This window comes from Psychrobacter sp. 78a-MNA-CIBAN-0178 (assembly GCF_040309625.1).
Classification (GTDB): Bacteria; Pseudomonadota; Gammaproteobacteria; order Pseudomonadales; family Moraxellaceae; genus Psychrobacter; species Psychrobacter okhotskensis.
Map to the genome: position 1 here is coordinate 14,145 of NZ_JBEOOZ010000012.1, position 13,702 is coordinate 27,846.

9 protein-coding genes are annotated in these 13,702 nt (G+C 45.7%); all 9 read left to right on the forward strand.

Annotation, left to right across the window (positions count from 1 at the left end):
• Nucleotides 1-28: 28 nt before the first annotated feature.
• The 9 genes from recG to AAEY80_RS08505 all read left to right on the forward strand — a co-directional run bounded on the left by recG (nucleotide 29) and on the right by AAEY80_RS08505 (nucleotide 13,610).
• Nucleotides 29-2,392 carry an ATP-dependent DNA helicase RecG gene (gene recG, locus AAEY80_RS08465; RefSeq protein WP_350588178.1) on the forward strand — a complete coding sequence of 788 codons (2,364 nt, stop codon included), beginning with the start codon at nucleotides 29-31 and terminating at the stop codon, nucleotides 2,390-2,392.
• A gap of 437 nt (nucleotides 2,393-2,829) precedes the next feature.
• Nucleotides 2,830-3,741, forward strand: coding sequence for an OmpW/AlkL family protein (locus AAEY80_RS08470; RefSeq protein ID WP_350588179.1), 912 nt, complete (start codon nucleotides 2,830-2,832; stop codon nucleotides 3,739-3,741).
• 360 nt (nucleotides 3,742-4,101) lie between these two features.
• Complete coding sequence (locus tag AAEY80_RS08475) at nucleotides 4,102-5,463, forward strand: efflux RND transporter periplasmic adaptor subunit (RefSeq protein ID WP_350588180.1); 1,362 nt, start codon at nucleotides 4,102-4,104, stop codon at nucleotides 5,461-5,463.
• Nucleotides 5,460-8,564: an efflux RND transporter permease subunit gene (locus AAEY80_RS08480; protein WP_025653193.1), complete on the forward strand. Its 3,105-nt coding sequence runs from the start codon at nucleotides 5,460-5,462 to the stop codon at nucleotides 8,562-8,564. Before AAEY80_RS08475 ends, AAEY80_RS08480 begins: the two co-directional genes overlap by 4 nt.
• A gap of 168 nt (nucleotides 8,565-8,732) precedes the next feature.
• Complete coding sequence (locus AAEY80_RS08485; RefSeq protein WP_025653194.1) at nucleotides 8,733-9,347, forward strand: YceI family protein; 615 nt, start codon at nucleotides 8,733-8,735, stop codon at nucleotides 9,345-9,347.
• Nucleotides 9,348-9,904: 557 nt separating this feature from the next.
• Nucleotides 9,905-10,927, forward strand: coding sequence for a DUF1852 domain-containing protein (locus AAEY80_RS08490; RefSeq protein WP_025653195.1), 1,023 nt, complete (start codon nucleotides 9,905-9,907; stop codon nucleotides 10,925-10,927).
• A 63-nt stretch (nucleotides 10,928-10,990) separates the two neighbouring features.
• Nucleotides 10,991-12,019: a methionine synthase gene (locus AAEY80_RS08495; RefSeq protein WP_350588181.1), complete on the forward strand. Its 1,029-nt coding sequence runs from the start codon at nucleotides 10,991-10,993 to the stop codon at nucleotides 12,017-12,019.
• A 205-nt stretch (nucleotides 12,020-12,224) separates the two neighbouring features.
• A complete protein-coding gene (locus tag AAEY80_RS08500) occupies nucleotides 12,225-12,728 on the forward strand; it encodes a flavin reductase (RefSeq protein WP_025653197.1) in 504 nt (167 codons plus the stop codon).
• Between the two features lie 66 nt (nucleotides 12,729-12,794).
• Nucleotides 12,795-13,610, forward strand: a complete 816-nt coding sequence (locus tag AAEY80_RS08505; protein ID WP_201575389.1) for a sulfite exporter TauE/SafE family protein — start codon at nucleotides 12,795-12,797, stop codon at nucleotides 13,608-13,610.
• The last annotated feature ends 92 nt before the right edge of the window (nucleotides 13,611-13,702 follow it).

Consider the following 13,702-nt stretch of genomic DNA (forward strand, 5'->3'; position numbering starts at 1 on the left):
TGTAAAACCAATATCGTTAGGATTTTTGATGCCCATATCGGTTAGTCACGCCTCATCACCTTCCTCAACTCAGTCAGCCGAGCATTGGAGATCTGAGCAGCCTATGTCGGCACTCGATATGCCAGTGACGGCGCTGGCAGGTGTTGGCTCCAAGGTTGCCGAGCAACTGGCACAGTTGAGTATTGTGCGAATCTTTGATTTGCTACTGCACCTGCCACGAGATTATGAAGACCGTAGCCGACTGGTATCGATAGCAGACGTGGGGCATGGACAAGCAGCGTTAATCACTGGGCGCGTGGTACACGTCGATGTCAAGCGCAGTGGCATGACCGTGATTGTAGATGATGACACTGGGACGATATCTTTACGGTTTTTTAAAGTCTATCGAGGTCTGGCGCAGACCATGAGTTTGGGCACGCAATTGCAATTGTTCGGCGAAGTAAAAGTCAGCCGTTATGGTAAGCAGATGCATCATCCCGAGTATCAAATCATTACTGATAGCAGCGCCATGACCAATACTGGGTTGCAGCCCATTTATCCTAGTGTCAAAGGCTTGCATCAGAATAAATTGCGTACTTTGATTAAGTTGGCGCTACAAACTGTGCGCAGTCAAGGTCTACCGATGACGCTGTTTACCAATGAGGATTTTGCCGTGGTCGCTGATTTACCGTTAGCGCCCTTTGAGCCTACTAAATCAGCAATTGTAGAAGATGATTTTCCGGACGATATTTTTTCAACGCTTGCCCGCAGTGTGCCTGACAATTCGATTAATAATAGTGTCAATAAAACCAGCCCTTCTACTTATAGTGCAAATAATGAACCCCATACAGCCGCTGCTAGTATTGCCAATAGTAATGTCTATAACCTGACGATATTTGAAGCCTTAGTGTTATTGCACACGCCGCCCACTTATACCGATGCTGGTCGGCAATATCAGCTGCTCACTCAATTAAGTGCTCGTACTCATGCGGCATGCCAGCGATTAATCATTGAAGAGTTAACCGCGCATCAACTCAGTTTGTTATATCGACGTCAGCAATTACATCAGCATAAAGCACCTAAATGTGCCGCTCAAAGCCCGCTTGCGGATAAGTTGTTTGCCGCTTTACCCTTTGATTTAACAGGCGCACAGCAACGGGTGATGAAAGACATCACAGCTGATATGGCGACTTCTATTCCGATGTTGCGACTGGTACAAGGCGATGTGGGCGCTGGTAAAACGTTGGTCGCGGCAGGTGCGGCAGGCTATGCGCTCGACAGTGGCTGGCAAGTGGCGGTTATGGCACCCACAGAGATTTTAGCAGAGCAGCATTTGGTCAATTTTAAAAACTGGTTTGAACCCTTAGGTGTTGGGGTCGGCTGGTTGGCTGGCAAACAAACCGCGAAGCAGCGCCGCGAAGCATTAGAGGCGGTGAGTGAGAATACGGTGCAAATAGTGGTTGGGACTCATGCGTTGTTTCAAGAAACAGTACAGTTTGCCAAGTTGGGCTTGGTCATTATCGATGAGCAGCATCGTTTTGGCGTTGAGCAGCGTATGGCCTTGACCAATAAAGGCGTAGCCAATAGCACGCCGCATCAGCTGATTATGACGGCAACGCCCATTCCGCGTACGCTCGCGATGAGCGTCTATGGTGATATGGATACCTCTATCATTGATGAGTTGCCACCCGGTCGTACACCAATTACGACAGTGACCATTGACCGTAATCGCCGCGATGAGGTGATTGAGCGTATTGCGATTAATTGTGAGGCGGGCAGGCAGGCCTATTGGGTCTGCTCATTAGTAGAAGAATCTAGTGTGCTGGATGCGCAAGCGGCGGAAGCCACTTATGAAGACCTAAATGAGCGCTTAAATATTCGCATTGGTCTCGTCCATGGCAAGATGAAGTCCGCTGACAAACAAGCCATCATGCAAGCATTCAAATCCGGAAATCTTGATCTGCTCATTGCCACAACGGTCATCGAGGTTGGCGTCGATGTGCCGAATGCGTCGCTCATGGTCATTGAAAATGCCGAACGTTTAGGGTTGTCACAGCTACATCAATTGCGTGGACGCGTCGGGCGTGGTTCGACCAAAAGCTACTGTGTGTTGTTATACCAAAAGCCGTTGTCAGAAACAGGCACGGAGCGCTTAAATGTATTGCGCGACAGTACCGATGGCTTTGTCATTGCCCAAAAAGACTTAGAGCTGCGCGGGCCGGGTGAGCTGCTGGGTAAACGTCAAACGGGCAATGTCGGTTATTATTTGGCCGATCTGATTCGTGATGCGCAATTATTTGCCATTGCCCAGCACCTTGCCAAACACTTAATTGCTGATCCTGCACGTAAAGCAGATGTCAGTCAGCTTATCCATCGCTGGATGCCAGAAGCCAGCCGTTACACCAATGCATAGCAGGTTTTTTATCCGTATAGTCAATCCTATATAAATTAGACTCATTAAGTTTACTACTTGTCTTACTTTCACTCGTCTTCCTTTTACCTGAATTATCTTGAGCCAACCATACTATTATCGAATAATTTATAAAGTTATGTTTTATTACTGTTTATATTTATTAGCTAATATCAATTTATGAATATAAAATATGATTATAATCAATTGTTTATAGTTTATCTGTATTGCGATAGCTTGCGCTCAAATATTCGCGCTCAAATATCTTAATAAACTAATATTGACTTATTTGTTCGATAATTTCGGTTGATATATGTTCACTACTATGGCAGTTTATGTTGCTGCATCACTACTTGTGACCGTGCTGGTTTGCTAGTATGTGGCTGTTTTGGCGTTTTAGTTAGAACGAAAAGTGGCCAAATAATACTATAGTCGTTGCTTTGATAGCTTCTAACAGGACGTTAGAAAATGGTAGTGTACGTATCTCAACGGTTCGAGAAGTCATCGACCCTGATCAAGATTCCGGCACATTAAGAGCCGTAAATGGGCTGTTAGGTATTTTGCCAGCTGATACGGATCTAGGAGAGTTGGGTGCATCGGGCACAGTCAACGTTAATGGCTTAGAGAGCTGGACCAGTGCTGGTACGGGTCTTGAGGCCGATGATGTCGATACGTTTGGTCTGTTATTTAACTATTATATGAATGATCATTGGTCGATTGAGGTCAAAGCCGGTATACCGCCCAAAGTTGATATTTTAGGGCAAGGGCAAGTATATGCACCGCTCTCGGGCAAAGTCAGTCCTAGCGGTATTGCAGGCGGATTATTGGGCGATTTTGATATTTCAAAAAATATTCCCATTACTGATTTAACCCAAGGCGGCGGGGTATCTTCAAGCGCTCGCGCGTGGCTGCCAGCAGCTGGGGTGCAATATCAATTTGGCAAATCTGGGGTCAATAAATTTCGCCCCTATGTCGGCGCAGGGGTGATGTATGCTTATTTTAATGATATCGAGCTCAATGACGGTATTCGTAACGATTTAGAAATGGCTGGTCATCAAATCCAAAATATTAAGGATGGGAAAGCGGGCGCTGCATTAGAAAATGTAAAATCGGGTCAGGGCATGAGCGTAGATGTTGAAGCAGACAGCGCCTTTGCACCTATCGTGACGCTTGGCGCGACTTATGACTTTAATGACAAATGGTTTGGCGTTGGATCTGTATCCTATGCAAAACTCGATAGTGATACGACCATCACCGTTCAAAACGATAGTGGTGAAGAGTTGATTCGAGCGAAAACCAACCTTGATATCGATCCGTATATTACCTATCTTGGCGTTGGCTATCGCTTTTAATAAACGAGTTAAGAAACATTAAGTTAGTAGCATCTTGATAAATATAGCGCACATTCTTAGGGATGTGCGTTGTGCTTTTTAAAAGTTAAAAAGAAGTTTGATTTAGACAAATTTATCAAGCAGTCGTTTTACTTAGTTATCATTTTTATCCGCTTCGCTTTGCCAGTTTTACGCCCGTCCTTTATTAATAGAAGCAGACTTACGAAGCTAAAACACGATATATAAAAATAAGATGATGACTTAATATATGCTATCCTCAATAAATTTATAGACTATTGTAATCATAAATAGCCCCTTTTTTAGCTATAATTTTTCTAACTTTATACCCTTTCTAATTGCCTGTATTGACAGAGAGTTATCATGAGCGATGTTGAAGACAACAAGCTGCCAGTTGAGTCTGAGCTACCACCTTACCGCCAAGCGGACGCACGTGCGCCCAAATCATCATCGAAATATCCTTGGTGGTTATTGCCAGTATTAGCCGTAGTCCTTGTGATTGGGGTTTTGGTCGGTAAGTATTGGGGCGGCGATAAAGATGCGAGTGTTGATTCATCAGCGGCTAACAAGGCACAAAGCGCAAATGCTGTCCCAAAAGAGAGTAGCAATCAACAGGCAGTGCTTTCGGTCGAAACGGTGATGCCAAGCCAAGACAGTATTGGCAATACCTTAAGCGCTGACGGCACCATCAGTGCCAAAGATGTCGCTAATGTCAGCCCTAAAGTAAATGGTGTGGCTATCGAGCAGGTGTTGGTTGAAGAAGGCGATCGGGTCAAAGCGGGGCAAGTCCTGGCGATATTTGATACTGATGCCATGCGGCAGCAAGTCTTGCAGGCAGAAGCCGATGTTGCCGAAGCCGAAGCAACGCTTGCCAATGCAACTGCCGATGCCGCTCGTGTCCTACCGCTGATTGAGATTGATGCCATTAGTAGGCAAGAAGCGGATCGCTATCGTACCTCAAAGCTACAGGCAGAGGCGGCCTTGCAAGCGTCGAAAGCGCGTCTTAGTACCCAACGCTTGAGTGTGAAGAACGCCAATGTGCTCGCGCCAGTCAGCGGTGTTATCAGTGAAAAAATGGCGGAAGTCGGTATGGTTGCTGGAGGCGTTGCTGGAGGCGTTGCTGGAGGCGAGCCATTATTTACCATTATTAAAGGCGGTATTTTAGAGTGGCGTGCGGATATCGATCCTAAGCTGCTAGGCGAAGTCAGTGTCGGTACGCCAGTGCGCGTCAGCTTGCCAGCCGGCGATTCGGTCATGGGTAAAGTTAATCGTATTGCGCCAACGGCCGATGATAATCGCCAAATCACCATTTATGCTAGCCTTGCGCCAAACTCAAAAGTACGCGCGGGCATGTATCAAACGGGCGAGTTCTTGTTAGGTAGTGCGAGCACTCAAACCGTACCCAATAGTGCGATCGTGAGCAACGATGGCTATGACTATGTGATGCTAATCACCAACGTTATGACGAAAGACGGCAAAACCATGGGCCGTGTCAAACAACAAAGAGTGACGTTGGGCGAGCGCCTCGGTGATAATGTGGCAGTCGCCGAGCCGTTAGCGGCTGACAGTCAGATTGTTAAGCAAGGTGGTAGCTTTTTGAATGATGGGGATTTAGTGCGTATCGTTGATGGGCTGAACCAAATCAATGACAAAACAGGCAAGCAAACGGATGCTACCACCGCGAATAAAGCCGCTACTAACACAGCTACGCAGGCGCGCTCATGAGTTTAAACGTATCAGCTTACTCGATTAAAAACCCTTTAGTGGCTATTTTGCTGTTTGTGCTGCTGACTTTGGGCGGTCTCTACGGCTTTATGCAAATGAAGGTGCAGCAGTTTCCAGATATTGATTTGCCAGCGGTCGTGGTCACGGTGACTTTGCCGGGTGCCGCACCGTCGCAGCTCGAAAACGATATTGCCAAAAAGATAGAAAATAAGCTCACTAGTATTGAAGGTGTCAAGCATATTCGGACGACGCTACAAACTGGGGCGGCCACGATGGTCACTGAGTTTGTCTTAGAAAAAGATATCCAAGAAGCGGTCGACGATGTGCGTTCAGCGGTCGGTGAAGTGCAGGGCGACCTACCAGCAGCGGCCAATGATCCTATCATTACGAAGGTCTCAACTGCCGGATTCCCAGTCGTCACCTATTCGGTGGCTGCTGATAACATGAATGTAGAAGACCTCTCTTGGTTCGTGGATGATACCGTTACCAAGCGTCTCTCTGACATTCCGGGCGTCAGTACGGTAAGCCGGATCGGTGGTTTACAGCGTGAGATTACCGTCGCGGCGGATCCTATCGCTTTGAGTGGGCTAAAGTATTCTATTACTCAGCTGTCGCAACAAATAGCGGGTATTCAACAAGACAGCTCAGGTGGTGAAGCGGAAGTGGGCACAACCACGCAAACCATTCGGGTGTTGGGTGCGGTCGAGCGCGCAGGTGAGCTGAATGATCTGCAAGTAGCTGTACCAACAGGTGGCACCCAAGCGCTTGGGCGTATGGCACAAATCACTGATGGCGCGGCTGATCCAAGCTCTATTGCCAAACTCGATGGACAAACGGTGGTGGCGTTTAATATTACGCGCTCACGCGGCGCCAGTGAAGTTGAAGTGATGGAGCTGGTCGATGCAGAGCTTGCCAAGCTGTCCGCAGACGTCGGCAATATCAATATTGAAAAAGTCTATGACCGGGCCACTCCCATTGCAGAAGACTATCAAGCCTCACTACGTATGCTCATTGAAGGCGGTTTGCTCGCCGTAGTAGTGGTATTCCTGTTTTTAAAGAATATTCGTGCCACCATCGTAGCGGCAGTGGCGTTGCCGCTATCCGTCATTCCTACTTTTTTAGGCATGTATCTGTTTGGCTTTAGTCTCAATATTATCTCCCTGTTAGCACTGTCACTGGTCATTGGCGTACTGGTCGATGATGCCATCGTTGAGGTCGAAAACATCATTCGCCATCTGCGTATGGGTAAGACGCCTTATGAGGCGGCGATGGAAGCCGCCGATGAGATTGGGTTGGCAGTAGTCGCCACGACTTTTACCCTAATTGCAGTATTTTTGCCCACCGCTTTTATGGGTGGTATTGTCGGTCAGTTCTTTCGTCAGTTTGGTTGGACGGCCGCCTTATCAATTTTTGCCTCATTAATGGTGGCGCGTTTGATCACGCCCATGATGGCGGCCTATATCCTACGACCAGAAAAAAAGTACGTCGAAAAACAAAGCAAAATGATGACGTGGTATCTCAAGATAGTCTCATGGACGTTGCAGCATCGCTGGCTCACGATGGGCGCAACCTTGGTCTTGTTTGTGGCCTCGCTGGCATTGGTAAAACTGCTACCGACGTCTTTTATTCCCGATAACGATATTAACCAAACGCGTGTGGCAATTGAGCTTACGCCTGATGTGGCCTTAGAGGATACTGAGCGCGTTGCCGCACTGGCCAGTGCGCGTATTTTAGCCATGCCTGAAGTGACCAATATCTTTACCTCAGTGGGGGAAGCGCAGCAGGAGATGGATTCCGCTTCAAGCGGGGGTAAAGCAGAAAACATCGCTGGCTTGGATATTGTGCTAGCGCCGCGAGCAGAGCGTATCTCTAAACAAGAGATTGAACGAAAAATTAGTAATATGTTGGCAGAAGTACCGGGTGCTCGTTTTACGGTCGGTCTATCGAGCGGCGGTGAGACAGGATATAATTTTTCTTTAACCAGTACCAATCCAGAAGTATTAGAACAGACCGTCCAGCAGATCATGTCAGATATCCGTGCGTTACCGAGTGCTGGATCAGTGACCAGCGACCGCAGTTTGCCGCGTCAGGAGCTGACAGTGACGCCGAACCGATTGGCGATGGCTGATAAAGGGGTGACCACCCAAGATATCGCTACCACGTTACGTATAGCGACCGTTGGTGACTATGAGCAGCGTTTATCCAAGCTGAACTTAGACACGCGGCAGATACCTATCGTGGTGCGCTTGCCAGATATTGCCAAGCAAAATGTCAGCCAACTAGAGGGTTTGTATGTGCCGAATACCCAGCCTGCAGGTCAAGGGGTGCGGGTCGGTGAGGTTGCGTCGCTAAACTTTGGCACAGGACCTGCTCAGATTAATAGGCTTGATAGAGAGCGCGCTATTACGATTACTGTCCAGCCTGCCAGTGGCGAGCTGGGTGATTTGGTGCAAGCGGTCAAAAGTACACCGACGATGCAGCAACTACCATCGTCAATTACTGTCATTGATCAAGGTCAGGCAGAAAACATGGCCGAGTTATTCAGCGGCTTTATTATCGCTATGTCTGTCGGTGTGGTCTGTATCTTAGGCGTGCTTATTCTGTTATTTGGACGTCTGCTACAACCTTTCACCATTCTGATGGCATTGCCTTTGTCTATTGGTGGTGCCTTCGTCGGCTTGGTGATTACCAATAGTAGTCTGTCTATGCCATCGATGATTGGCTTTATCATGCTAATGGGTATCGCTACCAAGAACTCTATCTTGCTGGTCGATTATGCGCTGATTGCACAGCGTCGTGGCATGGCACGTTTTGAGGCAATTATTGATGCCTGTCATAAGCGCGCGCGTCCTATCATTATGACCACTATTGCGATGGGTGCTGGCATGTTGCCATTGGTGTTTGGCTGGGGCGATGCGGATCCTACTTTCCGTCGTCCGATGGCAGCTGCTGTTCTTGGTGGTCTGGTAACCTCCACATTATTAAGCTTAGTGGTGATTCCAGTGGTTTATACCTTGATGGATGATTTGTCAGGCTGGTTTGCTAAATGGCTAATGCCGCATGGCAAAGAAAAGCAGGCAACGATGGAGGAAAAGGTCTAGGGCATACCCTATTGTAGGGCATTAATAGGTCGTGAATGATGACATGATGATGGCGCAAGACAATATTTATTGCTTAAATAGGGTCTTAGCGTCATTATATATGGACAAAGTTGTTGATCACAGCGGACGTGATTGACCTACCATAGACCGCTACAAAGGAATGTCGTTATGCGTCGATTCTCACTACCACCCGTCGTTTTATCTTATCGTAAGCCTCTGGCAGCGCTTCTATTGCTTGCTTTAGGTATCACTAGTAGTCAAGCTACCACCTATAATATCGATCCAACCCATGCCAATGCCCGCTTTGCGATTGACCATTTTGGTACTTCTACCAATACAGGTGGCTTTTACAATATAACGGGTCAGGTAGAGTACGACCCAGAGTCTAAGCTAGGCAATGTCTCGTTGGTTATTCCGCTAAACAGTCTAAATACTGGCAACAAAGAATTTGATAACACTCTTAAAAGTGCAGATTTCTTTGATATTGAAAAGTTCCCATTGGCTTCTTTTAAGTCTACTAAGTGGCATTTTGCAGATGAAAAAGGCAGCGCCGGGGTCACTAAAGTTGATGGCATGCTGACAATGCATGGTAAGACCAACCCTATTACGTTAACAGCAACCAAATTCAACTGCTATTTTAGCTTTATACTAAAAAAATCCGTGTGCGGTGGAGATTTTAAGACGACGCTTGATCGAACCAAGTGGGGCATTAGCAAATATACCTTGTTAGGTATCACTGAAAAAGTTGATTTGGATATTCAGATTGAGGCGGCAAAGCAGTAGATTTCTAGGGCGTGTCCTCATTTTAAAAATGGTCATAAAAATAAGATAAATTGCCGTCAAAAGAGGAAAGTAGCGCAAATAATATCGAGATATTAATCAGCTATTTGACAATGTTTGGCAAAATTTAGCCATTTTTAGTCCATTTAGATACAAGCGTTTGAATTGAGGACACGCTCTAGGCTTAGAAGCAGATTTTTTATGTAACCGTGTGAAGTATATTTGTCATGGTAAGCAGAAAAACCAAGACTTATAGAGTTTTGGTTTTTTTATTGAGTCATTACTTATCGCCAGACTCTTCCTATCTTCCTTATTGGTGCCTACTTAGCTCTTGCATTAGATAGGGCTGCCGTATCCATCATATAGTCAAAATATCCTAAAAACGCGACGATATTGCTGATATCAGTTTTCTTCTATCGTGTGGCAACTCTTCTAACATGAATAATATTCATCTTATATTAAAATTGTATCGTTTTTATTCATGTATTGATTTAGGTATGATTACCACATACAAAAATTTGGTGTTATCTCAGTCAATGAGATTAGGGTAGGAGATTATCATGAGTAAACAATTTACATATTCCATCTCGAGCATTCGTTTTGATGAAAACTATCAGCCAGCAGACAGCACACGTCTGACGACTAACTTTGCCAATTTGGCGCGTGGCGAGAGACGTCAAGAGAACTTACGCAAAACGCTGACTATGATAAATAACCGTTTTAATGATCTCGCGCATTGGGATAACCCAACAGCCGACCGTTATTCCGTTGAAGTTGATATCATCTCTGCTGACTTGGATATCGAAGGCAATGGTCATACATTCCCAGTCATTGAGACCTTAAAAACAACGATTGTGGATCATAAAGAAAACAAGCGTATTGACGGTATGATTGGCAATAGCTTCTCCTCTTATGTGCGCGATTATGACTTTAGCATTGTACTGCCGGAACATTTTGAGAAAAACCCAAAATCGCCACCAGCAGCCGATTTTGGTGATTTGCACGGCAAACTGTTTCAACACTTATTGAACTCAGAGGCCTATCAAACCAACTTTGATAAACAACCTGTGATTTGTCTGAGTGTGTCAAGTAGTAAAGTCTATCAGCGTACTGGCAATCAGCATCCTGTACTAGGGCTTGAATACAAGCAAGATGAGTATTCCTTAACCGATGACTATTTCCATAAAATGGGCTTAACAGTGCGCTACTTTATGCCTGCCGGTAGTGTGGCGCCTTTAGCATTTTATTTCGCGGGCGATTTGCTGAGTGATTACACCGACCTTGAGCTAATCAGTGCTATCAGTACGATGGAGACTTTTCAAAAGATTTACCGCCCTGAAATCTATAATGCCAACTCAACCGCTGGTCACGTATATCAGCCAAGTTTGAAATACCAAGATTATTCACTGACTCAAATTGTCTATGACCGCGAGGAGCGCAGCCAGATGGCGGTGACGCAAGGCAAATTTACCGAAGATGAGTTCATTAAACCATATCAGGCTATTCTTGATGAGTGGGCGGCAAACTATGTAGTGACAAGTGAGACTGTGCAAAAAGAAGCGGTAAAAAAACGCGCGGCTTAATAGACCTTTATCAACAGACATATAAAAAAAACTAAAAGACTAAAATATAAAAGAGTAACCAATATGGAATTATTATTACCAACCTCAACCGCTGGCAGCTTACCGAAACCTTCTTGGTTGGCAGAACCTGAGAAAATCTGGTCACCTTGGGCATTAGAAGGGGAGCAGTTAAGTGAAGCCAAACAAGATGCACTACGTTTGACATTGCAAGAACAGAGACATGCAGGGATAGATATCGTCAGTGATGGCGAGCAGACCCGCCAGCATTTTGTGACCACCTTCATTGAGCATCTAGATGGCGTCGATTTTGAGAATCGTAAAACCGTTAAGATCCGTGATCGCTATGAGGCCAGTGTGCCGTCAGTCGTTGGGGCGGTGAGCCGTCAAAAGCCAGTGTTTGTAGACGACGCTAAGTTTTTGCGGGCGCAAACCGATCAGCCAATCAAATGGGCGCTGCCAGGGCCTATGACGATGATTGATACACTGTATGATGGCCATTATAAAAGCCGTGAAAAATTGGCGTGGGAGTTTGCCAAAATTCTGAATCAAGAGGCGAGAGAGCTTGAGGCAGCTGGCGTGGATATTATCCAATTCGATGAGCCTGCGTTTAATGTGTTCTTTGATGACGTAAACGACTGGGGTATTGCCACTTTAGAGCGTGCTATTGAAGGTCTAAAGTGTGAAACGGCGGTGCATATCTGCTACGGCTATGGCATCAAGGCTAATAATGACTGGAAAAAAACACTGGGTTCCGAGTGGCGTCAATATGAGCAAGCGTTTCCAAAATTGCAGCAGTCAAGCATTGATATCGTCTCGCTTGAGTGCCAAAACTCGCACGTGCCGATGGATTTGATTGAACTGATTCGCGGTAAAAAAGTAATGGTCGGCGCTATCGATGTGGCAACCAATACTATTGAAACCCCTGAAGAAGTGGCAGATACCCTACGCAAAGTTCTACAATTCGTCGATGCCGATAAGCTCTATCCCTCGACCAATTGCGGCATGGCACCTTTGCCTCGCGAGGTAGCACGCGGCAAGTTGAAAGCGTTGAGCGAGGGCGCGGCAATCATTCGCAAAGAGCTAAGCGTTTAGCATTTCTTAACAAGCCCTAGCTTGTTTAAGCCCATGAATGGCCTCAGTTATTACTAAACAAACTTATAGCTATAAAATTTAATTATTGTAGGCTGGGTTTTTAACTCAGCTTCTATATTTTTAAAAATACAATGCTGGGTCAAAAACCCAGCCTACAGCTGAGCGCGTTTTAAAAATAATCTGTGATAAATTTAGGACTGAAATTATGATTGAAGCCACCGACTTTAGAGATGCCATGTCGCTATTGACGACTGCCGTTAATGTGGTTACCACAAAAGGTAACTCTGGTATTCATGGGTTTACGGCATCTGCGGTATGTAGCGTCACAGACACACCGCCTACCTTGCTGGTCTGTATGAATCAGACCTCTCGCTCACATGCCCACTTTCTTGAAAATAAAACCTTGAGTGTCAATGTACTAGGCGCACAGCATGAGCCAATATCTAATGCCTTTGCCTCAAAATTAAGTTCGGAAGAACGATTTAAACAGGGCGCTTGGACGCAATTAGCGACAGGTGCGCCTGTTTTAGAGGATGCGCTGGTCAGTTTTGATTGTGAGATTGAGCATATTCAAGAAGTAGGCACACATAGCGTCTTTATGTGTCGTGTAGTCGCCATCAAGCACGCCGTATCACAAGGTGGCACTGATGAAAGTTTGGTGTATTTTAATCGTGCTTACCATCAAGTAGGTCAGATAGAAATCGTTTAAGATAACGTATCTATTTTATTTAGCATCGACTATAAAACTATCCTTTAACCGAGAAGTAACTATCCCGTGGAAATACTCATTTTTTTAATAATTGGGGCGCTGGCAGGTTTTGCTGCAGGGCTATTTGGCGTGGGCGGTGGCACCATCATCGTACCATTATTATTTATTGTCTTTACTCAAATGGGCTACAGCCCTGACAATATCATGCATTTGGCGTTAGGGACATCACTAGCAACCATCATTGTCACCTCTATTAGCTCGCTCATGGCGCATAATAAAAAGGGCGCGGTCATGTGGCCTGTCTTTAAAAATCTCGCACCAGGTCTAGCGCTTGGTTGCTTTTTGGGCGCAGGAATAGCAGGGCAAATATCTGGGCTATATCTCCAGCTTATCGTTGGCGTATTCTTACTTTGGGTCGCTTATAAAATGTTTTTTGGGGGTAAAAAGCAGGTCGCTAGTCATTCTAATGATGTTAATCCAGAACTGCCGTCTAAGCCTAAGCAATTAGCAGCAGGCGGGGTTATCGGTGTCGCTTCTGCCATTTTTGGTATCGGTGGTGGCAGCTTAACCGTTCCTTATCTCACGCGTTATGGCGTGGTCATGCAAAAAGCCGTTGGCACATCAGCAGCCTGTGGATTGCCGATTGCCATTGCTGGTGCGTTGGGCTTTATGATTTTTGGCATGCAGCAGCAAGTCGATGTGCCCAATACCATTGGCTTCGTCCATATTTATGCCTTTTTAGGCATTAGTATTATGAGCTTTTTCACCGCTAAGCTAGGGGCGAAAGTCGCTCATATACTGTCACCACAATTACTAAAAAAATGTTTTGCGTTATTATTAACCGTGGTAGGGTTTTACTTTCTTTATAAAGGGCTGGTTTAAATATTGACGTATTTAAGATGCAAAGTTGATGAACGGAATTATATTACTTAGTGCCGAAAATCATATTTAGCTTAGTGGTCTGTTAATAGGTT